This window comes from Gammaproteobacteria bacterium, assembly GCA_034522055.1.
GTDB lineage: Bacteria > Pseudomonadota > Gammaproteobacteria > JAABTG01 > JAABTG01 > JAABTG01.
In genome coordinates this window covers 2,804,244-2,829,336 of the sequence record JAXHLS010000002.1, presented here as the reverse complement: position 1 = coordinate 2,829,336, position 25,093 = coordinate 2,804,244, and the positions used below count along the sequence as shown (strand labels likewise).

The window sequence follows — 25,093 nt, the reverse complement described above, 5'->3', positions numbered from 1 at the left end:
AGAAGTCGGGACTCATGAGCGTTGTAGATATCCCCCTGTATGACAATCCCTTTGGGGGTGTTACAGATGACCTTGACCGTATCCGTCGCGGCCGTGAATGGCTGGCCGCACAGATTGCAATTGAAGAGTTGAGGGAGGAAGGGCTTTGGTCAGACCTGAATGATCGCGCGATCGAGCTGGCGCCCTATTTCACGGCGGCAGAGCACTCAGCCCAACAGGACTCGCGTACCCTTCAACGCTATGAGAAGGCTTTTAAGCTGGGTGATCTTAATCTACTGTCCTGCTCGACCACTATGGAGATGGGTATTGATATCGGCGGCATTAGCCAAGTCGCAATGAACAATGTGCCGCCGCACCCGGCAAATTATCTACAAAGGGTGGGGCGTGCGGGAAGGAGAAATGAAGCCCGTTCTGTCTCAATGACGCTTTGCAAGTCGAACCCCCATGACCAGGCGGTATTTTCCAACAGCAGGTGGGCCTTCGACACATCTCTGGCCGTACCTGGCGTTTCGCTTGACAGCTCCGCCATTGTTCAGCGGCATGCGCAGTCTATGATGTTATCCCATTTCCTTTCGAAGATTCTCGTGGCGAGTGGTCAAGAGCAAACGAGCCTGACATGTGGGATGTTTTACCTTGGAGAAGATCCCTTGGCAGTCCGATTCTCGTCCTGGTGCCGGGGGTTCTCTCGCAAGACCCATGCGAGCCTCGCCGATGGTCTGGAGAGGCTAGTGAAGAGCACAATCTACGAAGGTTGGGATCTTTCTCGGATAACCAACGAAGCCGCCAGAAGGATGGATGAACTTGCGCAACGTTGGCGTTTAGAATGGCAGCATCTCGACAAGACAGAGGGGGAGGTGCTGCAATCGCTCGGCGAGAAATCTCCAGCGGCTCGTGCGGTGGCTTTTCACAAGGCTCGCATGACAGGGGAGTATTTGCTACGTGAAGCCGCGAGCCACGGTTTTTTACCGGGTTATGGATTTCCCACTCATATCGCTCATTTTGACAATCTGACCCGTGGTCAGTTTGTGCGTAGTGTCCAAAGGGAAGGTCAAGGGCGTGAGGATAATCGGTATCGGCGTCGCGAAATGGCGAACCGCGACTTGACGACGGCGCTCCGGGATTATGCTCCTGGCTCCGAGGTCGTGATGGATGGTCTGGTCTACCGCTCCGCGGGCGTGACCCTGAACTGGCATATTCCTGCTGATAATATGGAGGCGCGGGAAGTCCAGGATATTCGCCACGCTTGGCGTTGCAAATATTGTGGCGCAAGCGGCTCAACGCATAGCTGGGCGGCAGCCCACCAGTGCGCGGAATGTGGTGCGGCGATTGCCGTAGAAAATATCCGCGAGTTTCTTGAGCCTGCCGGATTCGCCGTGGACTTCCATAAGGAGCCAAGCAATGACATTAGCACTCAACATTTCGTACCCGTCGAACGGCCCTGGATAGATGCGGATGGCAATTGGATCTACCTAGCCAACCCCGATAGAGGACGTTTTAGGGTTTCAGCACGGGGTCATATCTTTCATCAATCCCGTGGCGTAAATGGAACTGGATATGCCCTTTGCCTGGAATGTGGCCGTGCGGAACCTATGTCTGCGGAAGGGAAGCTTCCCGCGATTTTTACCAAAGCACATCATAAGCTTAGGAGGACCCGAAAGGATAATTACTACTGTCCTGGGAGCGATAACGACTGGAAAGCTAGAACGGGCATCACACTTGGTCACGAAGTATGGACAGATGTTCTGGAACTGCAGTTCAAGACGATATATGGCACTTGGCTAAACGACGAAACGGTTGCCCTAACGCTGTCTGTCGCTGTCCGGGGTGCGCTAGCCGATTTGTTGGGTGTTCAAGCCTCTGAGCTTGACTGTGACATCAAGCCCGCCCGTCCAGAACCGGGGGCGCATTGCCAGTCGATTCTGGTTTTTGATCGGTATGCGGCCGGATACGCCGCGAGCGCTGAAAAGCACTTGGATAGCTTGTTCCACATTGCTCGTCGGCGACTCGACTGTCCTGCTCACTGTGATAGTGCCTGCCCGCACTGCATCCTGGACTTCGATCAGCGCTTTGCCGCTGATCGCCTCAACCGACATGCTGCGCTGGAACTGCTGACAGACGAGTGGCTGACCAGCCTTCAACTCCCGGAGCGGCTGGCGTATTTCGGAGCGGCGTCCCAAGCGGACTGCCAGCGTCTACCAGAAGCGCTCTGGAGCACAGTCGCAAGGCAGGGTGTTCGTGGTCTTCGAGTGTTTACGGGCGGCTGTCCTGAGGCGTGGGATATCGGGCCATCGCCATTGAGGGAGATGATATACAGGCTGGCGGCGCAGGAGATAGCCGTAGAGATAATGATCCCAGGTAATTTGATTGGAGATATAGAAGAGGCCGACCGGTATTTGCTGGCGAGTCTTGCAGATCATCCGCGCGTGACGTTAAAAAAGGTACCGGCAGTGCCAAGGGCGGGGGATGGATGGCTCGTAGCCGAAGTCTTTGGGAAAAGTCCAATGACATGGGCGTTTGAAAAAGAAGAAGCGCTAGTTTTTGGCCCCGCATGGGGTACCTTTGAAGGTGTGCTGGTGAAGGCCGCCATCCCCGCGCCTGTCGCGCATCCGGATAAGGAATTCTCTCCAGAGGCTCAGGGATCCCCTCATTTTTTAATCTCAAAAATGACTTGCAACTTATTGATCTGAAGATCATTGTTTGAGTCCTCACAATCACCATGAGGACCGACGATGAAGGCAGCACAGGCGCTTCGGCAGGATGACATCATCGAGTTCATTGATACGCTTTTCGACGGCGACTTGCACGCCAAGCGCGTGTTGTCGCTGGCGAACGCGGCCTGGGGGGTGCTGACCAGCGCTTCGCTGGCAGTGCACGCCATCGGTCAGGGTTTGGCGCATGCCCAGGGGACGCTGAGCAAGCATGGTGTGAAGCAGGTGGACCGGCTGCTGAGCAATCGCGGCATCAAACTCGCTAGGTTCTTTGCGTGCTGGGTGCCCTATGTTATCGGCGCACGTACCAAGGTGGTGGTGGCGCTGGACTGGACGAGCTTTGCCAATGACGGGCACGAGACGCTGGTGCTGTCGATGCTGACCCGTCATGGTCGTGCCACACCGCTGCTGTGGCAGACGGTGGAGGCCGCCACCCTCAAGGGCCGGCAGACGGATTACGAGGATGCGCTGCTGTGTCGGCTCTATGAGGTACTGCCCGCGGGGGTGGCGGTGACGATCGTGGCCGACCGGGGCTTTGCGGACTGCAAGTTGTTGAAGCTGCTGAGCGAGGAGTTGGGTTTCGGCTATGTGGTGCGGTTGCGCAGTCAGTATTACATCACCAACGCCAAGGGCGAGCGGCGTAAAGCAGCGAAGTGGGTGGGTACCCATGGCCGGGCGCGCACGTTGCGCGATGCGACGCTGACCGACTCCCAGGCTCTGCCCGTGGCCACGGTCGTGTGTGTGCAGGCCAAGGACATGAAGGAGCCGTGGTGCCTGGCTGCCAGTGACCGCGAGGCGAAGGCGAAGACGCTCATCGGCTACTACGCCAAGCGCTGGGGGATTGAGACGAGCTTCCGCGACATCAAGGATCTGCGCTTCGGCATGGGGATGTCCTCGCTGCGGATCAGTCGCCCGGAGCGCCGCGACCGGTTGTTGCTGATCAGTGCACTGGCCATCGCCTTGCTGTCGCTGCTCGGTGCCGCGGGAGAGGCGTTGGGCTACGATCGCTGGCTGAAGGCAAATACCGTCAAGCGGCGCACCCACTCGCTGTTTCGCCAGGGACTGATGCTCTACGAACATATTCCGAATTGGCCTGAGGAGCGATTGCGCCCGTTATTCGAGAAGTTCACCGAACTCCTCCACGAACAACGCGTGTTCCGCGATGCCTTCGGCATTATTTGAGTTAAAAATGAGGGGATGCCTAAGCTCCAGAGGAGATTCGTCCGCCGACATTGAGCGAGGGTGATAAGGAGATCGAAGTTCACCACGAGCTGGATGGCCCATTGCAGGGATTGGGCGAACGTTTCTGGACACGCCTGTCCGCTGATCACCAAGCGAGCCAGATTCTGTTAAATGATGAGGAACAGGATCTACTCGTGAGTCCCGACTTCTCGTCAGGACGCGAGTCGGAACATGCTGATTCTTTCAGTGTCCTGCCGTTCGGTGATGAATTTTGCCAGGGAATGGGTTTTGGCGGAACTCAAGAGAAATTCCGGCAGCGTGTTGCGTAGCGCATGAGTGACGACGAGTTCCGACGGGGGAATACCGGGTCGGATCGTCCGCAGCCACGAGCCGAAGGATTTCCAGATGAGCTGCGGGAAAACCACCGACAGATACTGAAGCAAGCCTTGAGCGACGACGCCGGCCTGCATGAAGACGTGGTAGGCGTGGATCTTGCGTTTGACGTTCTCGCGATACCTGCGCGTTTCCCGGTGCAGGTATTGATTGCCCTTGCGGCGTTTGAGCGGCTTCATGTCCTGCATCCAGAAGTGATAGGCGAAGGTGCCGATCTGTCGGACGGCCTGCTTGAAGCTGTGCTCGATCTTGAAGCGCAGGCCGTAGAGGCGAATGATCTCGACGGCGTCCAGGGCGACGTCGGTGCACATCAGCAGGGAAGAGCCTCTGGTCGGGTGGATGACGGCGACGAAGCGCACGAGCTGTCCGGCGGGCCGCCAGAGCAGGTCTCGGACCTGGTACCGAATCGTGACGTTGTCCTCGCCGTAGACGGGGCTTGGCGCGGATTGGAAGTCGTTCGTGTCGTTCAGCAGTGACCTGAGCTTGAGCTTCTTCCCGTAGCGTCTCGGCCGGCCTCTTTTCCTCGGGCCGCGCTGGTGATAGGGGGTGTAAGCGACGGCATTGGATCGGACGCGGGTGACGAGATGGTTGCCCTCGGCGATGAGGCCGCGAACCATCTTGCCGGCGGCGTAGTAGGCATCGGCAACGTAGTAGAAGGGTTCCGTGATCGCCACGGTCTGAATCAGGGCGAGCATCTTGTCGAGCAGGGTGCGCCGGTCGCGATTGGAGAAGACGAGGCCCTCGTGGATGCGCACGGCGAGGGGGACAGCGAAGACGCTTTGGTCGGCCTCAACCAGCAGGCTCACCGCCTGAAGGGAGTGTCCCATGATGTATTCGGGCTTGGTGTTGGCGTCGGACTGCTGATGCAATAGCTTCACGGCGGGCATCTTCTTGCCGCGCTTGGGGACTTTGATCCCGTCCCCGACCATGACGCGGCGGCCGTTGACGAGCAGCGGCGCGGGAAAGAGCCGCAGCACGGCCTGGGTCCACAGCGCCGCGAGCCGCTCGAGCTTGATGGCGCGGCTGTGGAACGAATCCAGCAGGTTGTCGTAGAAGCGGGGCTTGAGGGCGAGCGCCCGCACGAGGCTGGTCACGCCTAAAAGATCGCCTCGCACGGTGAGACCGGCCACGGCGGTGGCGAACCACAGGAAGGTGCGCAGGCGCGAGAACGCCGGACGCAGCAGCCAGATTGCTTTCCACCAGGACTCCCATAGCGACATCGTCCACCTCCCATGAAGTGAATGAAACGGTGATTTGGCCCACCGCGCGGGGCCGGTTATGGAGAAGGCGTGCCGGGCTCGGGCTCCTGGACTTCCACGGCCATCACGGCCGAGAGCACCGCCAGGCGCTCGGCGGGCGGCATGGCCTCGTAGCGGCGGGCCCAGCTCACCGCCTTGCGCTTGATGCGTTGGCGGTCCGTGAAGTTCTTGCCCGCATAGCGCGCCCAGTGCAGGCGCTCGACGCTGAAGTTGAACCACAGCTTCTCGGTGACGACGCCCGCCTGGTTCATCACCTGAAGCTCGAGGCTGCGCCACCCGGCCAGCCGCTCGTCGTAGAGCGCCGAGGGGTAGCCGGAGAGGATCACGTGACAGGGCAGGCACTTGAGCAGCTCGAGCAACGCCACGTGGTCGTGCTCTTCGTAGTCGAAACGGTATCGGCGCTCGCCGCGGCGGGTCGGCTGCAGATAGGGCGGGTCGCAGTAGATGAGCTCTCGCCCCCGATACGCATACTCGGCCAGGAATCGGTGCGCGCAACCATGCACCAGCTCGACCGGATAGGGGCATTCGAACTTCGCGAGTGCTCGCCGATTGCGGTCGATGCCGATGTTGACGAGCGCCGGCGGCTTGCGTTGCATGATCGCCCCGCCGCCGAGGTGGCTCTCGATGTAGGTGTCGTGGGGCGGCATCAGGGCGATGATCGCCTGGCACAAACCCGACGTCGCCTTCGATCCGAAGTAGCTGCCCATCGCTGCCGATCCGTGTCCGTGACGACCAGCAGACTAGCTTCATTCAGCTAGGGTGTCAAACGACATCGATGACTCGGCGGCAGCGCCTTGCGTACCTGATGATCGAACGTCCGCCAGTGTTATGCTATCGACATGAGTGAGAAGCATCCCTTCGCCGGCGGGCTACTCGACTACATGGGCTCGTCCCAGGGCCAACGCTCCATCGAAGTTTCAGACGCTCTCTGGGCGCTCATGGACGACGTGCAGCTCGATCCCGGACGACGCGAGATCATCTGGCCCGAGGCCCAACGCCTCAGCTTCGATCAGTCCATCGAATGCATACAGAAGGCGTATCCGGACTTCCCTCGTGAGCGTATTACGAGCTTCCTGATCTCCTGGCTCGAGCACTACGCCCCGGAAGATTACTCCCGGGAACAACTAGACGAACTCGATGCGCTCACCGAAGACTGGCTCGACGAGCTCGAGGGTCAGTACGGGGAGCAATAACCGCCGAGAACTCGGGACTCTTGAGAACCCAATTGAAGTCCTCTGGCCATTCATCATCCGCATGGATCTGTTGAAGTCGCATCAGATCGCTGTCTTTCTCTTCAAAAAAGGTTTTAGCTGTCTGCTCAGCTGTTATACGGAGGAGTTCCTTTTGTTGTCTGGCATCAGCGTCAAACTCCGCCTTGACGATGCCAAGGAGGAAGGCCAGGGCCCCATGGATGGCAGTGATGTCCTTGATTCTTGAATCCAGATGGATTTGAAACAGGGAGGCACCAGCGTCTTCCCCGAAGCTGTTCCTGCACTGCCTTTGGAGGCCTCTCGCGGCGTCGCGCCACGCTTCGAAGGGCACGGCCTCCCACGCGAACGGGAGCTCCTGGTCGAATCGATCAACAAATCCATCGGGAAGGCTGCTAAACCGCAGCGCCAGGGCGGCCATGGCCCTCGGTTGACGGGCGAAGCGTCGCCACAAGTCCAGTGTCGAGAGAGGCAGGTGAGCCGTCTGCCCAGCGAGTTGTTCCACTTCTATCCAGCATGGGTCCACCAGGTCCAACGTCATCTGGGTGAGCACCTCATCCAGCATGGTTTCCCGCTCGTCCTGATCACTGATTCCAATCGCTTGAGCTAAGGCGCTCTCCGCCGTGGTTTTACCACCTATAGGCCAAAGGGTGGCGTGAAAAGGGAAGGTGGAACTGGAGTCAGGAAAGAGCAACCACGATCCCGGCTCTCGGGTTTCTGGGAGGAATTCCCAGCAGCCACTGGCCACGTCCTCAGAGAAATGTCCATCCAATGCAACTGGTTCGTCGCCCGGACGCTCTAGCATCAAGGCGCTCACACCCAGTGCCCCAAGCGCATCGGGACCGAGCTGCCGGCTAGCCGATGGTTCCAGGCAGACCCTGGAGCCATCCTTACGGAGGGTGGCAGCATACCTCGCGACGTTGAGGCGGAACTCTTCGATGCCACCGAGCCGCAACACGACCTGTGCCGTCGCATAGGCACTGTCATTCATGGACAGCATGTGGTTGATATCTGCCGCGTGGTCCTGGAGGCGTATCTCGATGCCTGCCGAGTCCGGCGAGGGTTTCAGGTCATGCATACGCGCTACCGTTCCATGGTCAGCACCAATCTCAAGGATCATGCGTGTCGCCTGCTTACCACCCAGGACCAGAAGGCGTGTGCCTGGTATCTGTCCGCTGGCAATCAGGGCACCGGAGGTTATCTCCTCTCCGTTTGCACGGAAGGCTCTTGCCCCTCTTGTAGGAAATGGCATAGTAAGGCGTGCTGGTTTGGAACTGTGTGGCCATAACGCCTCGATCTCCACACGTTCAGGAACGCGGTCACTATTCCGGGCATTTAGGGACAGTATCAAGTCGTTCCCGTCTCTTTTGGTCACGGCGTGAACATTCGCAGTGAGAACGCGAGCGTCGACGGCATTCCAGCCAACTAACTTTAGAACGCCCGAAGAAGCATCATGGGGCTCCATCCTCACACTTGCAGTCGCCGGGAGAACCACCATGCGGGCCCGGCGCTCGATGGCACCGAATTCCGGCCACCTCACAATAACGGGCCCGAGGGGCCGCTCGAGCGCGGAGGCCCCGGGCGCGTTCCAACTCAAGCGGCCTTCCGCCTTGCGCCTGTTTCCCTCCTCGTCCACCCTGTAGAGTTCAGGCAGGCCACGGAAGGCAGTCCCCGGATTGCGGAAGTCCAGCCAGAACCGATCACCCACCCACTCGAAGCTTTCCTCCTGAGATGCCGCATGCCCAGTGCGGATCCGGTATACACTGCCCGCTCCGTCATCGGCCTCTACAACACCCCGGATGTGGAAGATCTCCCTCGCCGGTGAGTGCATTTGCCCCAGCGATTTCGCATCTGCCTCTGGTCTCGGTAAAAGACGCCAACCTGGGGGTACCGCCACATATCCCTCGGCCCCCGTGATTCCACCACTGCCCTGTCGTGCGAAACGGATCCCGGCATCCTCAGCCGAGAAAACCCATGGGAGCTCGTCCTCCAATGGCTCCCCTCTCGCAGCAGTGCCCACCCAGGTGCATCCATCTCCCGCTGTCAGCCTGAGAACATGTTCACTGGCCGCACAGGCGGCGGATGCGCCCCAGGGCTTGCGCTCCACGCGATAGGACGCGTGACCCGCCAACCGACGCAACGTCGTGCCCTGTCGTTGTTCGCCCGCACTAAGCGAGAGTTCTCCAGTGCGAGGCAGTGCATCCTGGGTAGCCCCAAGGAGCGTTGCGAGGGAATCAAAATCAAGGGTGTCCGAAAGGAAAACCTGGGACCGTAGCACCCACCCCTCCCCCGGAGCGCCCTCGAGAAATCGTTCCACCGGCAGGCAAACGGCCTTGCGCTCGGTCTTGACGTTGGCGGCATCCCGCACCAGCTGGTTCAGAAGCCCTTGGGCATGGGCGTCGTCAATGGCGAGCGGGAGCCGGTCCCGCCAGCCTGCAATATTCTTATCCAGGGTGGCGATGGCATCGCCGCCAGGCCGAAGGCCCGCCTGCTTCTTGAGAAGCAGCACCGTCCATGCCACGTCAGCCAGGAGGGTAAAGATAGTCGCCTGGCGATAGCTCTTCGGGAGCACGTGGCCGAGGCTCTCCACCCACGTCTGGATATCTCCCTGCGTGCTCTGCCCCTTGCCCGCGAGGTGCAGGACACGGCTCAGTACTTCCCAGGTCCGCCCGCGCGCCTCCGATACCAGGCGCAGGGGCAGGCCACCCTGGACGGCCACACTGCCAAGAAACCGCAACGCACCCGAGGAACGGGGCTTCAGCCCCCACTCCCTGAAGCCCTCCACGACGCAATCACTGCGTTGACTCGGACTCCAGTCCTCGGGATCGGCTCCCAGATCCTCGAGGAGGGGCTCCCAGGAGAACCCCGAGCCGTCGTAGCGCCGTCGCCACCACTCGGCGCCGTACAGCACGAACAGGGCGGAAAAGGCGTCCAGGCGGGTCAGTTGCGCCAGGCTGAACTGGTCCAGCAGCTTGCCGAGCCAGCACCGCAGCAATTCCTCGAGCTCTTCAAACTCGGTTGATGATAATCGGTACAGGTAAAGCGGCCGCCCGTGAGAGCGGTCACCCGATTTGATGGACTGATTTTCACGATTGGTGATGGTTCCATCGACAGTGGTGAGGGCGGCGTTGCCGCCGCGGTCACACGCACAGATCAGGACGAGGGGTCGAAGGGCAGGGTCAGTTGGTTATCGTGGGGGCGCTGGTCGTGGTACCAGCGGTGTATTTGTATGAAGTAGTGGTTTTGGAAGGCGGTATAGAAGTCTTCGAGGAACTCATTGAGTGCAACGACGGCTTCGTCGGGCAGTTCGGGGAAGGCGAAGCGATCGGCATCGTCGTGCATGTCAGCGGACTCCAGCGGCGCTGCGTCGAGGCGGTTGCGTTGCGGGTGCAGCGAAGACCTGCAGATAGAGTTTTTCGTCGAGCACGGTGATGTCGCGCTGCGCGGCGGCCATGAGCAGTTCGGCGGCCATACTGATGAAGATGCGGTAGTTGCCTGCGGCGTGATCGGCGAGCGTGTGACGCAGTTCCTGGGTCATGAGGCCGGCGTTGCCGGCGGTGGTGAGCAGGTGTTCGAGGCAGGCGAGGAGCTCTTCACGGGTTGCGACGCCGGTGGCGAGGCGTGTGCGAATGCGCGAGCCCAAGGGGATGAGTTCCTCGCGGCGCAGCTTGTCGAGCAGGCGAGCATCGCCAGAGAGCACCACGCACAGGAGCGATTGGGAATCGAAGCGTGCGCTGGCCAGCAGGCGCAGCTCACTCAAGACCATGGGGGTCATTTCCTGGGCTTCGTCGATGAGGATGACGGGGCGTCGATTGGCGGAGCCGAGATGGTCGAGCCAGCGGGCGCGCAGCGCCTTGAAGCCACCCCAGCGGTTGCTCATGCGCATGGCGATCCCGAAGATGTCACCGAGCTCGCGGTAGAAGTCGCTCAAGTTGCTTTGCGGATGGTGGATGACGCCGACCGACAAGTCCGTCAGGCGTGAGAGGCGCTCGGCAAGCAGTCGCATGACGACGCTTTTGCCGGAGCCGGGATCACCATGGACAAGCGCGAAGCCGCCCTCGCGCAGGTGCGCCTGCTCGATACGCCAGCAGAAGTTCTCGATCTGGGGCGGCACATAGAGCGCTTCGGTCGGCACGTCGGGGGTAAAGGGGTTCCATTTGAGGCCATAGAGCGCCAGGAGTTTCTGGTTCATGCGGGGTCAATCCTTCTCGTTGGTGGGTAAATAGGCCGGCGGCAGGCCGGTGGCGGCGTAGTCGGCGATCATTTGTTTCATCAGCGGTGCGATGCCGGTGTTGGTCGCGGCGCTCGGCGCTGGGTGGGTCGGCTCGACGCGCCGGCGCAGGGCGTCGGCGTTGGCCGTTTTATCGAGCGGGCGCACCGGGCAGAGGATGGTGCCCGTGCGCGCATCGACCAGGTCGACGCGGCTCAAGTCCCAGCGGGCATAGCGCAGGTGCACCTCGCTCAGATGACGATAGCGCGACGGCAGCTCGAAGCGCTGGCCGTCGAGACTGACGGTGCCGTCAGAGCGGCGTTGCTTGCGCTTGACCTCGAGGCGGAAGGCGGCGCGCAAGTCGTCGCTACCGGGGCACTCGCGCGCGACGTTGGGGCCGGCGAGTAAGCGATCGAGCGGTGTCTCGCCGAGCTCGCTGTGCACGGTGCAATGATATTCCCGGGTAATCCAGGCTTGGGTCGCCACGTTGAGCTGCTCGAGTGTGAGGTTCGGTTCGCCCTCGAGCATGGCGAGCAGGCGCCCTTCGACGCGGCCCCAGAGGTTCTCCTGCTTACCATTCACATGCGGCGAATACGGCAACGTTGGCAGGTGCACAATACCCAGGTGATGAAGCCCCGCGGTGAACTCGGCCGAGATCATCGCCGCGCCGCGGTCGGTCATCAGCGAGCGCGGCAACCCGACCTTTTGCAAGGCCTGGCACAGGCCGTGGACCAGCTCCTCGGTGCGCTCGTTCGTGTACCACTGGGCATGGCACAAGAACCGTGAGCGATCGTCGATGAAGCCGACCAGCAGCGGTTTGACGTACTCGCCACGGCGGGTCAGGACCTTGCGCGAGCCGTGATGGAAGTCCAGATGCATGAGCTGCAGCACATGCGCGACTTCGTAGCTGCGCACTTCGCGCTGTTCGAGCCAGTCGCGGGCGGCCATCGCCCCGTCAGTGGCGCGCTTGGGCGTTCGTTGGCGCACGAGTCCCTGGGCTTTCAGATAGCGCCGCACGCTCGGATACGAGGGCGACTTCGCGTCGGCGAGGGTCACGCGTAAGTTGTCATGGTGTAACTGGGCGGTCCAGCCCGGGTGTTCGCGGTACTGGGTCGTCAGCGCCTGCACGGCCTCGGCTGACAGGCTCGGAAAGCGGCCGATGTCGCGCCGCACCTGATTGCGCAGCGCCCGCACTGGATCGGCGGCATGCCTGGCGGCGTAGAACCAACGCTCGAGCGTCGAGGCGGCGAACCGCATCTCCAGCCCCGTGAACGGATGACGCCAGGTCTTCGCAGCCAAGTCCTTCAGCGCGGCGCGCAACTGGCCCGGGGCCGGCGGCGCGGCGAGCAGCGGTCCGATGATCGCAAAGCGCAGTCGCGCCCAACGATCGCGTTGCGGTAGATCGTCCTCGTTGCTCATGCTCGCTCCCATCGTGGCCTTGTTGATGGGAACGCAGGCTACAAAGTGCCTGATCGGCAGTCTATCGACATCCTCTGCGGGTAGCGGGCAACCCGCGAATTACCTGACCATGGCACGGGTGCTCAGGGGCGCAATGAAGCGCAGCGCTTGCACCAGACGATCGCTCAGCGCGCTCGCCTCGAAGCGTTGCAACAGGCTCTGCGGCAACTGGTGAATCGCCACCGGTGGCATGAAGTGCTGGCAGGTCGATCGCCAGAACGGTGTCGCGGGAAAAGTGGTGCACCACCACGCCCGCCAGCGCTTCAGCGTGACCGCCGCGATGCGCAACCGAGCGCACACGGTTCGAGCCGAAGCGCTGCCCGGCGGCGAGAGCAACATAAACACCACCGCCAGATACACACGACGGCCCGCAAACCGCACCGACGGCGGCGTCGTGCGGTGATCACAGCGACCGCAGGTGAAGCTCAAACGCCGGGAATAAGCCTCCTGTAGCGCCGCCGGACAGCCACGTGGTTTACGCGGATAGTCCGCCACATGCAGTGGCCCCCCGCACGCCCGGCAACCCTGCAGCCGCGTCGTCGCGGCGAGTTCTTGGTCGATGGAGATAAGGAGATGAAAAAAAGCGGGATCTTGCAGTAGGACGTGGCACACTTACAGGGTCTCCTGGCTTGGTAACCGGAGACTCCCCGGAGGGGATCTTCTAGTCAAGATCCCCGATGGGGATCCCCCTCAAACCATCACCAAACTAGACCTCAGAAAGCGAAATCACCATCAAAATAGGTGGCGCTACTCACCCGTCTGTAGATGGCTGTAAAAACCCGCGCATATCTGGCGAAGGATTGATTGGTAGGCCAACCAGTCGCTGAACCGGCTGGCGGGCGGCCGCGAGCAACCGGTGACAGGAGTGCCGGAATCGGGTAGATGAAGAGGGGCCGTTGAGACAGGTGCGATACCGGGTGTAATTGACTTGGCCGTCGACCCCGGTATCGCACCCCGGGCCGTGCAGAGCACGAGCCCGCACACTATTTCTCGTTTTCCCCTGACAATCAAGTCCTCATCGGCCTGGGTCGCCGATGGAGAACTCTGCACGCCTGTACAACTGCGCTCGCTGTCACCGGCAGGTGATGATCTGCAGCCGCTGTGACCGCGGCAACATCTATTGCCCTGAAGGGTGTGCGCAGGTGGCACGAAGCGCGTCTCTGCGGGCCGCCGGCTGGCGCTACCAGCAGAGCCGCAATGGCCGGCACAAGCATGCCGAGCGGCAACGCCGCTACCGGGCGAGAAGGCAGAAAGTGACGCATCAGGGTTCCCCGGCCCCGTCCCCTCATGATCCACTATCCCCCGTTCCGGCGAGGCCGGCTGGCCGCCGCGGTACGGATGGCGCGCCGATGATGGCGTCCATTCGCTGCCACTTCTGCGGCCGTGAGTGCGGGCCCTTCCTGCGTACCGGCCCGCTTCATCGCACCACCGCCGCCGCTGCGCTCGGAACACTCACCCGACAGGGGCCGCCGGGCGCCCGGGCTCAGCCCCCTTGAGCCGCCCGGCCACGAGATGAGGAGAAACGCATTGGCCATCAGCAAAGAACAAGAGGCGCAGATCCTGCGCTATCACTACGTCGAGAAGTGGCGGGTGGGCACCATTGCCAGTCAGTTGGGCGTGCACCACAACGTCGTCAATCGGGTGCTCTCCCAGGCCGGCATGCCGAAGGTCGAGCGGGCTGCGCAGCCGTCGATGATCGATCCTTATCTGCCGTTCATCACCGACACCCTGGCCCAGTTCCCCAGGCTCACCGCCAGCCGCCTCTACGGCATGGTGCGTGAACGGGGCTACCCCGGTGGCCCCGACCACTTCCGCCACCAGCTCGCCTGTTACCGGCCACGCCCCCAGCCCGAGGCCTTTCTGCGCCTGAAGACCCTGCCCGGCGAACAGGGACAGATCGACTGGGGCCATTTCGGCAAGCTCACCATCGGCCGCGCAACCCATGCCCTGATGGCCTTTGTCATGGTGCTCAGCTACTCCCGGCGCATTTTTGCGCTTCTTCCTCGGTGCCAAGATGGCCAACTTCCTGCGGGGCCACGAGGCGGCCTTCACTGCCTCGAACGGCCTGCCCAAGGTCCTGCTCTACGACAACCTGAAAAGCGCCGTGCTGGAGCGCCAGGGTGAGGCCATCCGCTTCCATCCCACCTTGCTCGAGTTCGCCGCCCACTACCGCTTTGAGCCCCGTCCGGTGGCGGTGGCCCGGGGCAACGAGAAGGGGCGGGTGGAGCGCGCCATCCGCACGATACGCGATAATTTCTGGCCGGCCCGCCAATGGACCGACATCGATGATCTCAACGCCCAGGCCGAGGCCTGGTGCAACGGCTGGGCCATGGACCGGCCCTGCCCGGAGGACCGTGCCCTCTCGGTGCGCCAGGCCTTCGAGCAGGAGCCCCTGCTGGCGCTGCCCGATAACCCCTATCCCACCGACGAGCGGGTCGAGGTCCACATCGGCAAGACCCCTTACGCGCGCTTCGAGGGCAACGACTACAGCGTGCCCCACACCCATGTGCGCCGCACCCTCACCGTCTCGGCCTCACCCACCGAGGTGCGGATCCTCGACGGCGGAGACGTCATCGCCCGCCACCCGCGCAGCTACGACAAGGGCCGGCAGATCGAACAGCCGGAACACATCGAGGCACTGGTCCAGATCAAACGCCAGGCCCGGCATCATCGCGGCCAGGACCACCTGGCCCAAGCCGCACCGGCCAGCCGGCAATTGGCTGTCCAGGCCGCCGAGCGCGGCGACAACCTCGGCGCCATCACCGCAGCCCTGCTGCGCCTCCTCGATGCCTACGGCGCCCCCGAGCTGGAGGCGGCCATCCAGGAGAGCCTGGCCCACGGGGTGGCTCACCCCAATGGCGTGCGCATCGCCCTGCAGCGTAGGCGCGAGGCGAGAAACCAGCCGCCCCGGGTGGGGGTGCGCATCGACCACGCGCGCGCCAGGGGGCTGGTGGTACGCACCCATGATCTGGGCGGCTACGACGCCTTGCAGTCCACCCCGCCCGAAACCGAAGACGACGCCCAGGAGGAGCCCCAATGATCCCTAACGCATCCCTGAAAGAACGGGCCACGGCCCTCAAGCTCCATGGCCTGCTGAGCCATTGGGAGGAGAGCGCCGACGCTGGCTGGGTCGAGTCCCTGATCCAGTGGGAAGAGGAGGAACGCGCCCACCGCAGCCTCGAGCGGCGCATGAAAGGGGCGCGGCTGGGCCGCTTCAAACCCCTGGCCGACTTCGACTGGGGCTGGCCCAGCCGCTGCGACCGGGAACTGGTCAGTGAGCTGATGCGCCTCGACTTCCTCACCGAGGCGGTCAATATCATCCTGGTGGGACCCAACGGGGTCGGCAAATCCACCCTGGCCCGCAACATCGCCCATCAAGCGGTGCTGGCCGGCCACAGCGTCCTCTTTACCAGCGCCGGCCAGATGCTCAATGACTTGGCCGCCCAGGATGGCGACAGCGCCCTCAAGCGGCGCCTCGCCCGCTACGCCCGCCCTCAACTGCTAGCGGTCGACGAGGTGGGGTATCTCGCCTACTCCAATCGCCATGCCGATCTGCTGTTCGAGATCGTCTCCCGCCGCTACGAGGAGAAATCCACCCTGGTCACCACCAATCGGCCCTTCGCCGAATGGGGTGAAGTCTTTCCCAACGCCTCCTGCGTGGTCTCCCTCGTGGACCGGCTGGTACACCGCTCAGAGATCCTCACCATCGAAGGCGAATCCTACCGGCTCAAGGAGGCCAAGGAGCGACAGCAGCAACAGGCACAGCGGCGCCGAGCCGCCGCCAAATCCAACAAAGGAGCCTAACCATGACCCATCCCCCGATACCGGACGACTGGACACCAGAGCAGGCATTGGCAGTCTATGACTTTATCGACGAACTTCGCGATGCCATCTGGAGCCGATACGATCGGCAGCTGGTCGAACTCATGCAACAAGACCGCATAACGACCTTTGAAGTCGACGACGATGACTTGATCTTCTGAGCCGACCCTTAAACCCAAATCGGCGGCGTGACCTGGCTTGAGTCGAGGCGACCTATCCGCGCTGAGGCCGAGTCACGCCGCCTGAACCTGCGACTGCGACCTTCGCCATTTATGCGCGGATTTACTCAGCCGCTAACACCCGTCCGGGCGGTGCAGCTCGTGCCTGGCCAATAGCTTTCGTTTCCAGTCCCCGAAACGCTTAAATGCCATGCTACCCCTCCCTTCGCTTCCTCGTGTCTCTGGACATATCAGGGAAAACGTCCAGCCAGACGCGGGTTGCCGCCCTTGCCAGTGCTACTGCGCGGCGTCGTTCAAGTTCTGAACACCTTCATGACCTCGTCGCCAAGATGGTTGATCACCTTTACTGCGATCCGCCCCGAGGCCGGCCGTAGGAAGGGTCGGGAGATGTCGCTGTGGAGAGTGGCCCAGGCGTCTTCGTCGATCTCGGCCTTGAGGGTGGTCTTGAGGGCCTTGTAGGGGTCGTTGGCGCCGAGGAAGTAGGCGTGGCGGACGAAGAAGCTTTCTTCGTTGTAGTCGGTGTCGATGAGCCAGCAGGCGATACCCTCGGGGCCGTCGGAGCGGACCTCGCCGCTGCTGGGGTGAAAGACGTCCACGCCGTTGACCTTCACCTGGATGAGGTCGCCCGTGGTGGGGATGATGTCGATGTCGGGCTCGCCGAATATGACGAACAGGTTGCCCTTGCCGGTGTTCTTGAGGTCCTCGGCCATGTGGAGGTCAGCGTTCATGCGGGCCTTGAGCACGGGCACGCGACCGAGCTTGTTGAGCTCTGTGGAGTGGGCGTCGTAGTTGAAGGCGCAGGCGATGAGCACGTCGAAATCGGCCTCGGCGGCCTCTTTGGCAGCCTCCACCAAGTCGGGGCGGGAGACGGTGCCGAACTCGGGTCCGACGAAGATGGCGGCACGCTTCTCCGGCCCTGCGCTTTCATCTTCCCCATCTACGCCGCCTTCCACGTAGCGTCCCTCGGCGCAGATGAGGTCGCCGGGCCAGGGAGCGAGGGTGGTGAAGCTGATGCGGTCCTCCTTGTGGGCCTGCTGGACACCGGCGGTGCGCAGGTTCTCCAGGATCATCTGGACGAAGTCCTGCTCCTTGTAGTCGCCGCCCTCCCCGTCCGCAACGCCGTCCATGAGCTCGTCATTCTCGTCAACGCCCAATACGCGGTGGGGCGACAAGCTCTCCACGGTGAAGGGGCCGGCCACCCTGACGGTCTTCCTGTCCTCGTAGGGCTTGTCGTAGAGGTACTCGGAGTCGGCCTTAGGCCACTGACGAGAATTAGCTTGTCACTCTGATAGCCGCATCGAGCTTATCCGTAGTAGTCGCCAGATCGAAAGATGGCAAGTTAATTTCGATCAGACTCCTTAGCGGCGATGGAGGCATCGATCTCCTCCTGGCGGGCGATGCGCTGCAGCCAGAACTCCTCATGCAGGGGCCGCGCCGCGTCGGGCCAGTCCTCCGGAAATTCGCGGAGGACCTCCCATTCCTGGATAGCCTCGGGCAGCTCTACGTCGTACTTCTGCTTGGCCCGGTAGTCGGATAGCCATTGGGCCGGGATGGCTGCGGTTAGTTGCTCGCGGAGGGGTTTGAGCGTTTCCTCAAAGCGCTCCCAGATGACGTCGATCTCGGCGTTGTTGGCGATGGACTTCAGGGTGATGTGGGGCACCCGCTGGTAGGCGAAGCCGTGGCGGATGTCGCCACGCGTGGGCTGGCTGGAGGGCTCGCTGCGGGTGATCTCCGCCTCCTTTTGCTGACCCTTAGGGCTGTCGGCTAGGAGGTAGTAAGGATAACGTGCGCCCATGATGCGGGCCCGGGCCAAGGCGAGGGCGACGCGGGAAGTATCGATAGTGATCCAGCGGCGACCCCATTGCTCGGCAACGTAAGCGGTCGTACCGGACCCGCATGTCGGATCGAGCACAAGATCACCCGGGTCAGTCGCCATAAGAAGGCAGCGTTGAACGACCTTTTCGGTAGTTTGAACAACATAAACCTTGTTCAACCCGCTTCCGGTCGCGGTGTCGGTCCAGAGGTTGGATAATGGAGTGGATGACGAATCCTCGAGAAAACGAATGTAGCTGAGCGAAGTCTTTCCGGCGGCCACACGGTTTGCCTTAATAGCTCGATCCATTCCGATCTCTTGAATACCCCACCAACGCAACTTGCTAGTAAATTTGCTTCCGTTGAGTATGACCTCGTATTTCGCGCCAGGCCCTGGTTTGGTCAGATTGTCATAGCGAAATACTCTAAAGCCTTGGGGTACAGCACTGTGCCCGGATTGCTCTTCCTTGCTTAGCCGTCGCATGGCTAAATCCGGGGTCATACCGTGCATGTAGGCGTCTGCGCTTGCTTCACCCAGAATTTTTTCCAAACGGAGCGCCCGAACTTTTAATGCACCGGCCGACTTTGCATACCAAAGAATAAAGTCATTCTGCCGAGGGATCGTAGTACTACCGAGCCCTGATGACTTCACCACTATTATCTCTGTAACGAAGTTATCTTCTCCAAACACTTCATCCAGTGTTACCCGAACGCGATGCACGTTCTCGTCACCTATTTGGATAAAAATAGATCCTGACTCCGTCAGTAGATCCCGCGCAACAGTCAACCTGTCCCGTAAGTATGTTAGGTATGAATGAATGCCATCTCGCCAGGTATCACGAAATGCCTTCACTTGCTCTGGCTCTCGAGTGATGTGCTCGACATTCCCATCCTTAACATCTCGACTCGTCGTCGACCACTGAAAGTTCGAATTGAACTTGATGCCATAGGGCGGATCGATATAGATACACTGCACCTGCCCCCGCAATCCCTCCCGCTCCGCCAGTGAGGCCATCACCTGCAGGCTGTCGCCCAGGATCATGCGGTTGGTCCAGTTGGCGTCGTGCCGGTAGAACTCGGTGCGGGCATGGTCGTCGGGCAGGCCGTTGAAGTCGGCGAAGAGGTCGGGCTGGTCGCCACCGCCCCCGGGGGCAGATGGAGACTTTGAGTGGCGGAGCAGGTCGTCGATAAGGACCTTGGGGTGGACCTTCTCCTGGATGTAGAGGGGCGGGGCGTGGACCACAAGGTCCGACCAGTCCTGCTCGTCCTTGCCGCGCCACACCAACTGGGGGTCCAGGTCCCGGTTGCGGCGCTCGTAGGCTACCCGCAGGGGTTCCTGCTCCTCCTTGTGCAGCACCGACTGGTACTCGGCGGTGGGGATGTTCCTGCGCGTGGCCTCGTGGTGGGTGATGGCCTCGACGGGCCTGGGGCCCTGCTTGCTCTTTCGTCCTGCCATTTCGACGTCCGGTTCCTTGCTGATGGCGGCTCAGTGCCCTGCCTGTATCAGGCTTTCGAGGGCCTCGGCGAGCCGCGGGATGTCGTCCCTCACGATGCTCCAGAGGGTGTCGTCATCAGTGCCGAGGTAGGCGTGGATGAGCCTGTTGCGGGTGGCGATGATCTGGCGCCACGGGATCTCCGGGTGCGCGGCGCGAACATCCTGCGGGATATGGGTGGCGGCCTCGCCGATGAGCTCCAGGTTGCGCAGCGTGGCGTCGTAGGTGCGGGGGTCGGCGACGAAGCCCTGCTGGTCCAGGCCCTCCGTATACGCCAACACCTTGCGCGCGAAGGCACACATGTCGTCCAGATAGAAGCGCCATTCACGGCTTGGCGCTCCTGGCTCAGACATGGACGGCCTCGACCTCGATGAACGGCCGCAGCTCCGGACGCAGCGCCTTGTGAGTGACCAGGTCCACCGGGCTGCCCAGCAGGTCCTCCAGGTAGAACTGTACACCGAAGTAGCGCGCGGAGGTGGCGGGGCCGTCGAAGCGCACGAGAATGTCCACGTCGCTGGATGCCCTGCCCTCGCCCCGCGCCCGGGAGCCGAACAGGGCGAGGTCCGTGACGCCGAAGCGCCGCGACAGCTCCGGTTTGGCGGACTTGAGCCGGCTCAGGGTCTCTGCTCTGGTCACTTGACTCCACCCGCTGGTGCCTGCTCTGTGGGCATCTTGACCACACCGGCGATCATCTTATCGAACTCCGCGGCCACCTTGGCCTCGAAATCGGACTGCATCTCCCACACGTCGGTGAATTCGGCGAAGGCCCAGCGACCATATCTGCCATGGTTGTTCACACCCGGCACCCAATAGGTGTCCATGGTGGTCTTCTTGTCCTTGGCGTCCTCGCCCCGGTAGCCCTTGATCTCCACCACCAGGTGCAGGAGGTCGTCGTCGCCGTGGCCATCGTCCACCAGCACGATGAAGTCCGGACGGTAGGTACGAGTCTCGGAGCCGTAGCGGTAGGGTACCTCGAAGCCGAGGTTGTGGTTCTTCACGTAGGCCTTCACCCGTGCATGGGCCTCGGCGACGCGACAGAACTCGGCCTCCCAGTCGCTGTCCAGGATCACCCAGTTGACGTGGCAGCGGCTGGAGTCAGTCTGATAACGCTCGGTCTTGGAGGTGTTGAAGTTGACATGGGTGGTGGACCCCACGGGGTTGTAGGGGTCGAGCACCGCCTTCACGGGCCTGGTCTCGATGCCGGCCAGGGTGATGGCGGCCGTGATGCGCTCGCAGGCCATGTCGGCCAGCTCCTGGTACATGAGCTGGGCGGGATAGGTGCCCCCCTTGCAGACCAGGTGGTTGTCCAGCCACTGCTTGGTGAGACGCTTCAGCTGGCCAAACAGATAGAGCTTGGGCTCCTCGCCCGGGTCACGCCATTTGGTGTAGAGGAGACGCTGGGTGAGGTGGAACAGCAGGGTGGAGCGTCGCAAGTCCCCGGTGTGCACCAGGTTGAGGTCGACGCCCTCGCCGATGATGCCCTGGTTGCGGGTGATGGAGGGCCCCACCAGGCCCGGTGTGAGCTCGAGAGTGGAATCGTCGGTGAACTTCGCCACCAGGCGCTCGTCGGGTAGATCCACCCGGTAGCCGGCGACCCGGGGAAAACGGACCTCCAGGGCATCGCGCTCGGGGCGCACGGCCTTCACCTGGATGGTCTGGTGCGGCGGCTGGGGCGGTGCCACCACCGGCTTGGCCGTGAAGTCGAAGGGGATGCCGAGCACGTCGGCGTACTCCACGTTGAACAGCCCCTGCTCGTTGAGGTCGTAGGACTGCCGGCGCAGGGCGCGGCCGATGACCTGCTCGCACAGCAGCTGGGTGCCGAAGGCCCGCACGCCCAGCACGTGGGTGACGGTGTTGGCGTCCCAGCCTTCGGTGAGCATGGAGACGGAGACCACGCAGCGGATGGAGTCCCCCAGCCGGCCGGGCTTGCCCACGGTGTTCATCACCTCCCGCAGCAGGTCCTGGTCGGTGATGTTCTCTGCCTGGCGTCGGTCCCCCGTGCGGTCGATGATCTCGCGCCGGAAGCGCTCGATCTCATCGCCGGCCAGGGTGCGGAAGTTCTTGTCCAGGGCATCACCGGATTCCAGCTGCTCGCTGTCGATGAGCAGCGTGCGGGGGCGTGGGTGCTGGTTGCCGTGCTCGTCGTAGTTGCGAAAGAGCGGCAGTCGCCCGTTCTCCAGGGTGGTGGTGCCGTCGTCGTTCTCCCGCAGGAAGCCCGAGATGTAGTCGTAGACCAGCTTCGAGGTGGAGGTGTTGTTGCAGACGATGATGAAACAGGGCGGCACGCCGACACCCGCCTGCTCCCAGAGCTCATAGGTCTTCTGATAGTGGCCGTAGAGGGCATCCAGGGCCGTCTGTAGGCGCACCGGTAATGCCAGTGGATCCAGGGACTTCGCCTTGCCCCGGCCCTTCTTGGGCATGTCCTTGGCGATGTGCTTCCACAGCTCGCGGAACATGGGCATCTCTTCGCCGGGAAGATTCTGCGCCACGGGCACCCGCGGCAGCTTGACGATGCCGCACTCGATGGCGTCCATGAGCGAGAAGTCGCTCATGGTCCAGGGGAACAGGGTGCCCTCGGCATACCCCGAGCCGCTGAGGAAGAACGGCGTGGCGGAAAGGTCAATCACCCGGGCCACTCCAAGCTTGCGTTTGACGCCCTCCAGACCGGTGATCCACAGACGGGCCGCCTCCTTGTTCTTCTCGGCCTCCTTGCGCTCGTCGCCCTTGAGGTTGCCCTCTTCGTCCTCTTCCGGCGGCTTTTCCCGGTAGCAATGATGGGCCTCGTCGTTCAGCACCATGACGTTGCGCATGCCCATCAGCCCGGGCATGACCCGCTGCATCATCTGGCCCTCGGTCTCCAGGGTCTCCAGCGCCTCGCCGCGGCCCTGGAGCAAGGACCGCCCGCCTTTCGAGAGCTCCATGCGCTCGCGCAGCTTGAAGGCGTGGTAGTTGGTGATGACGATCTTGGCCCGCTCCAGGTCGCCCAGCATGTCGCTGGGCACCAGCTCGCGGCTCTGGTAATAGCTGTCCGGGTCGTTGGGCTGGAGCACCCGCAAGCGGTCGCGGATGGTGAGCCCCGGGGCCACCACCAGAAATCCGCGGGTGAAGCGCTTGCTCTGGGGATGGCGCACGGCGTTGATGGTCTGCCAGGCGATGATCATGGCCATCACCGTGGTCTTGCCCGCCCCCGTGGCCAGCTTGAGGGCGAGGCGCATCAGCTCGGGGTTGGCCTCGCGGTTGGCGTTTTCAAGGTGTTCCAGGAACCGTCCACCGGCCTTGCCCACATGGGGCGCCACCTCGGTGAGCCAGATGGCCGTCTCCACCGCCTCCACCTGGCAGAAGAAGGGCCGGATGCCATTGAACGGGTGGTGCCGCCAGTGCTCGAGCAGTCGTGCCGTCTCGGGAGTCACCCGCCACTGGCTTGCGGGCAGTCCGCGCCAGCGGTCTACTTCCTGGCGGACGCCGTTAATGATGGCCGTGTGGGCATACTGCTGGTCGCCCCTGGTCAGCCCCTTCCCTTCGTCGAACAGCAGCGTAGCCTGCTTCGCCACCCCCTTCTGCTTCTTGGGCTTCGGGATAGGAGTGATGAACTCCGCCGGGCGGCGGCTTTCCAGTACCTTCTGGGTCGGCTGGCCCGACTCGTCCAGCTCCCAGTGTCGTTTGGGATATTCGTAAGGGGAGTTGAGGACGGGGTGATTGAAGAAGGGGTTATCCACCGACCCACTCCTTGCCGCGCGCCGGCCATTTGTCGTTGACTATAGGGGAAGGTACAGCCGGACTATTGCATTTGCCTTCCGGCAGTCGCCCCTCCAATGACCTCACCCTCTCCAAGTGCACCATCTCCCTCTTCTTTCCCCAATGCGTGCGGGGCCAGCTCAAGTAACGAGTCACGCGGCAAGCCGAATCTTTCCTGATTATTGATTTGTGCAGTAAATCTTCCCCATGAATCGTGCATCTCGAGGATCGCCGGGTCAAGCAGCCCGCCTAACGCCCGGGACTCCGGGCACTGCAGGGGGGCCTCTTTCACCGCCCTCCTGTCCTATGAACGGGGCGTGAGGTCCACCGCCCAGTCCCGCAGTAGTGCGGTGTCCAGGTCGGCGTTCTCCAGCAACGTCATCAGCTCCTCCTGGCGGGGCTGGCCGAAGACCACGCGGTAGGCGGCGAGTTGGCGCTTCAGGCGCTGGAAGACCGCAACCTCTTTTGAGAAAGGCAGCAGGGGCACATGGCGCTGGACACGCCAGTCGCCAGCGGCAAGCCAGTGGGGCACGAGGTCGCTGGCGCCAGCGGCCCGGGCCGCCCGATGTGCCAGGTCGAAGATGAGCTGCCAGGGATCGTCGCCTGGCCGCCACTGGCCCAGGGCCTCGGCGTGGTGGGCGGCGGCCACGTTCCGGCGCACGGCGTGTCCCTTGTAACGGTGGATCCGGCCCTCGCGCTGCTCCAGGTCCACAGGATTGCCCGGCAGGTCCCAGTGGATCAGTCGGTGGCACCAGGGATGGAAGTCGAGGCCCTCCTGGCCCACCGAGGTGGAGGTGAGCACGAAAGGGCGGAAGGGACTGTTGAAGGCCTCCCGCACCCGGTCCTGGGTGAAATTCCCGTCCTCGGTGCGGATGTCGCCGAAGCGCAGGGCGAAGGTGGTTCGAATTCGAAGCTCATCCCGTTCGATGGCGCCGACATCACTCGTCTTGTAGAAGTGCGCGTGCACCCGTGCGACGGGGGGCTGAACCTGCTCTGCAAGGTCTTTGGCGCACGCCTCGGCGAGTGCCGTGCGATCGGCCGTGTCCGACCACGCCCTCTGCTCCCACATGAGGTGCCAGCTCTCGTCCAGAACGGCCTGGAGATTGCCGGCGATGCAGTAACGCAGCACTTGGCGCCAGTAGAAACCCTCCTCCCGCGACGTGTCGGTCTCCCCGCGGGCAAGCTGATCCAGCAGCGAGATGACGGCGGGCCGGTTGAAAAGGCCCCAGAAGGCCTCCGCGAGGCGAACGCCCGCCCTGCGTCGTGCGTCATCTTCCAGCCCTGCGCTGCGCAGGGTCCGGGCCGCGAGCACGGCGGGCGAGCCGAGGGCGACCTCCGTCAGCAGCTCTTCGAGGTGATCGGGCCTCCGCCCGAGCGTACTGACATCCAGGTCGCGCAGATCGGCTATGTAGTCGGGGAACACCTCCGGGTTCGGCCTGGGAAGCTCGCCGTCGCCGTGCCAGGCCTCCAGGAACCCCCGCAGCCCGGGATCGACCAGCAATGGAGCGGCCCATTCCCAGCGGTCGTCCACCGGCCCTTCTGGCGGGTCCGGAAGCCCTGGACTGCTGAAGAGGGCCTCCACCTGCCCTCGCACCCACGCTTTCCGGTCCACGCCCGGGGGCGCCTCGAGGGGA

General features: G+C 62.6%; 16 protein-coding genes and 2 pseudogenes. 6 read left to right on the top strand and 12 right to left on the bottom strand.

The window, feature by feature from the left end; translation table 11 throughout:
* Positions 1-14 precede the first annotated feature (14 nt).
* Together U5S82_13630 and U5S82_13625 are read left to right on the top strand one after the other, a co-directional pair.
* Entirely contained in the window at positions 15-2,687 is a 2,673-nt protein-coding gene (locus U5S82_13630) for a Zn-binding domain-containing protein (protein ID MDZ7752671.1), read from the top strand.
* Positions 2,688-2,729: 42 nt separating this feature from the next.
* Positions 2,730-3,890, top strand: coding sequence for an IS4 family transposase (locus U5S82_13625; protein MDZ7752670.1), 1,161 nt, complete (start codon positions 2,730-2,732; stop codon positions 3,888-3,890).
* Positions 3,891-4,102: 212 nt separating this feature from the next.
* Here U5S82_13625 and U5S82_13620 read toward each other — a convergent pair whose 3' ends face one another.
* Together U5S82_13620 and U5S82_13615 are read right to left on the bottom strand one after the other, a co-directional pair.
* The gene (locus U5S82_13620; GenBank protein MDZ7752669.1) at positions 4,103-5,503 is read right to left on the bottom strand and encodes a transposase; all 1,401 of its coding nucleotides are present in this window, start codon (positions 5,501-5,503) and stop codon (positions 4,103-4,105) included.
* Between the two features lie 56 nt (positions 5,504-5,559).
* Positions 5,560-6,249 (bottom strand): DNA methylase, encoded by a 690-nt coding sequence (locus tag U5S82_13615; protein MDZ7752668.1) that lies wholly within the window; start codon positions 6,247-6,249, stop codon positions 5,560-5,562.
* A 132-nt stretch (positions 6,250-6,381) separates the two neighbouring features.
* Between U5S82_13615 and U5S82_13610 the strand changes: the two genes are divergently transcribed.
* Positions 6,382-6,735 carry a hypothetical protein gene (locus U5S82_13610; GenBank protein MDZ7752667.1) on the top strand — a complete coding sequence of 118 codons (354 nt, stop codon included), beginning with the start codon at positions 6,382-6,384 and terminating at the stop codon, positions 6,733-6,735.
* Here the strand turns inward: U5S82_13610 and U5S82_13605 are convergent.
* From U5S82_13605 to U5S82_13585, 5 genes are all read right to left on the bottom strand, one after another.
* The gene (locus tag U5S82_13605) at positions 6,686-9,826 is read right to left on the bottom strand and encodes an STY4851/ECs_5259 family protein (protein MDZ7752666.1); all 3,141 of its coding nucleotides are present in this window, start codon (positions 9,824-9,826) and stop codon (positions 6,686-6,688) included. The two genes, U5S82_13610 and U5S82_13605, sit on opposite strands and share 50 nt — an antisense overlap.
* A gap of 77 nt (positions 9,827-9,903) precedes the next feature.
* Entirely contained in the window at positions 9,904-10,092 is a 189-nt protein-coding gene (locus U5S82_13600; GenBank protein ID MDZ7752665.1) for a hypothetical protein, read from the bottom strand.
* Between the two features lies 1 nt (position 10,093).
* Positions 10,094-10,942, bottom strand: a complete 849-nt coding sequence (locus tag U5S82_13595; protein ID MDZ7752664.1) for an ATP-binding protein — start codon at positions 10,940-10,942, stop codon at positions 10,094-10,096.
* A 6-nt stretch (positions 10,943-10,948) separates the two neighbouring features.
* The gene (locus U5S82_13590) at positions 10,949-12,379 is read right to left on the bottom strand and encodes a DDE-type integrase/transposase/recombinase (protein ID MDZ7752663.1); all 1,431 of its coding nucleotides are present in this window, start codon (positions 12,377-12,379) and stop codon (positions 10,949-10,951) included.
* Positions 12,380-12,478: 99 nt separating this feature from the next.
* Positions 12,479-12,847, bottom strand: a complete 369-nt coding sequence (locus tag U5S82_13585) for a hypothetical protein (GenBank protein MDZ7752662.1) — start codon at positions 12,845-12,847, stop codon at positions 12,479-12,481.
* A 1,083-nt stretch (positions 12,848-13,930) separates the two neighbouring features.
* Here U5S82_13585 and istA point away from each other — a divergent pair.
* From istA to U5S82_13570, 3 genes and pseudogenes are all read left to right on the top strand, one after another.
* Positions 13,931-15,458, top strand: a pseudogene (gene istA, locus U5S82_13580) (IS21 family transposase).
* Positions 15,455-16,222, top strand: a complete 768-nt coding sequence (istB, locus tag U5S82_13575) for an IS21-like element helper ATPase IstB (protein ID MDZ7752661.1) — start codon at positions 15,455-15,457, stop codon at positions 16,220-16,222. Before istA ends, istB begins: the two are co-directional and overlap by 4 nt.
* A gap of 2 nt (positions 16,223-16,224) precedes the next feature.
* Positions 16,225-16,401 carry a hypothetical protein gene (locus U5S82_13570; protein ID MDZ7752660.1) on the top strand — a complete coding sequence of 59 codons (177 nt, stop codon included), beginning with the start codon at positions 16,225-16,227 and terminating at the stop codon, positions 16,399-16,401.
* A gap of 311 nt (positions 16,402-16,712) precedes the next feature.
* Here the strand turns inward: U5S82_13570 and U5S82_13565 are convergent.
* From U5S82_13565 to U5S82_13545, 5 genes and pseudogenes are all read right to left on the bottom strand, one after another.
* Positions 16,713-19,687 (bottom strand): annotated as a pseudogene (locus U5S82_13565) (site-specific DNA-methyltransferase).
* A 30-nt stretch (positions 19,688-19,717) separates the two neighbouring features.
* A complete protein-coding gene (locus U5S82_13560) occupies positions 19,718-20,077 on the bottom strand; it encodes a DUF86 domain-containing protein (GenBank protein MDZ7752659.1) in 360 nt (119 codons plus the stop codon).
* Positions 20,070-20,360, bottom strand: coding sequence for a nucleotidyltransferase family protein (locus U5S82_13555; protein ID MDZ7752658.1), 291 nt, complete (start codon positions 20,358-20,360; stop codon positions 20,070-20,072). Before U5S82_13555 ends, U5S82_13560 begins: the two co-directional genes overlap by 8 nt.
* Positions 20,357-23,440, bottom strand: a complete 3,084-nt coding sequence (locus tag U5S82_13550; GenBank protein ID MDZ7752657.1) for a DEAD/DEAH box helicase family protein — start codon at positions 23,438-23,440, stop codon at positions 20,357-20,359. The genes U5S82_13555 and U5S82_13550 overlap by 4 nt, the downstream gene beginning before the upstream one ends.
* 323 nt (positions 23,441-23,763) lie before the next feature.
* The gene (locus U5S82_13545) at positions 23,764-25,071 is read right to left on the bottom strand and encodes a helicase-related protein (GenBank protein ID MDZ7752656.1); all 1,308 of its coding nucleotides are present in this window, start codon (positions 25,069-25,071) and stop codon (positions 23,764-23,766) included.
* Between the last annotated feature and the right edge of the window lie 22 nt (positions 25,072-25,093).

What these genes read in the sequence shown, in the direction of transcription:
- U5S82_13630 (MDZ7752671.1), top strand. Translation starts at nt 15, where the DNA reads ATGAGCGTTGTAGATATCCCCCTGTATGACAATCCCTTTGGGGGTGTT.
- U5S82_13625 (MDZ7752670.1), top strand. Translation starts at nt 2,730, where the DNA reads ATGAAGGCAGCACAGGCGCTTCGGCAGGATGACATCATCGAGTTCATT.
- U5S82_13620 (MDZ7752669.1), bottom strand. Translation starts at nt 5,503, where the DNA reads ATGTCGCTATGGGAGTCCTGGTGGAAAGCAATCTGGCTGCTGCGTCCG.
- U5S82_13615 (MDZ7752668.1), bottom strand. Translation starts at nt 6,249, where the DNA reads ATGGGCAGCTACTTCGGATCGAAGGCGACGTCGGGTTTGTGCCAGGCG.
- U5S82_13610 (MDZ7752667.1), top strand. Translation starts at nt 6,382, where the DNA reads ATGAGTGAGAAGCATCCCTTCGCCGGCGGGCTACTCGACTACATGGGC.
- U5S82_13600 (MDZ7752665.1), bottom strand. Translation starts at nt 10,092, where the DNA reads ATGCACGACGATGCCGATCGCTTCGCCTTCCCCGAACTGCCCGACGAA.
- U5S82_13595 (MDZ7752664.1), bottom strand. Translation starts at nt 10,942, where the DNA reads ATGAACCAGAAACTCCTGGCGCTCTATGGCCTCAAATGGAACCCCTTT.
- U5S82_13590 (MDZ7752663.1), bottom strand. Translation starts at nt 12,379, where the DNA reads ATGAGCAACGAGGACGATCTACCGCAACGCGATCGTTGGGCGCGACTG.
- istB (MDZ7752661.1), top strand. Translation starts at nt 15,455, where the DNA reads ATGATCCCTAACGCATCCCTGAAAGAACGGGCCACGGCCCTCAAGCTC.
- U5S82_13570 (MDZ7752660.1), top strand. Translation starts at nt 16,225, where the DNA reads ATGACCCATCCCCCGATACCGGACGACTGGACACCAGAGCAGGCATTG.
- U5S82_13560 (MDZ7752659.1), bottom strand. Translation starts at nt 20,077, where the DNA reads ATGTCTGAGCCAGGAGCGCCAAGCCGTGAATGGCGCTTCTATCTGGAC.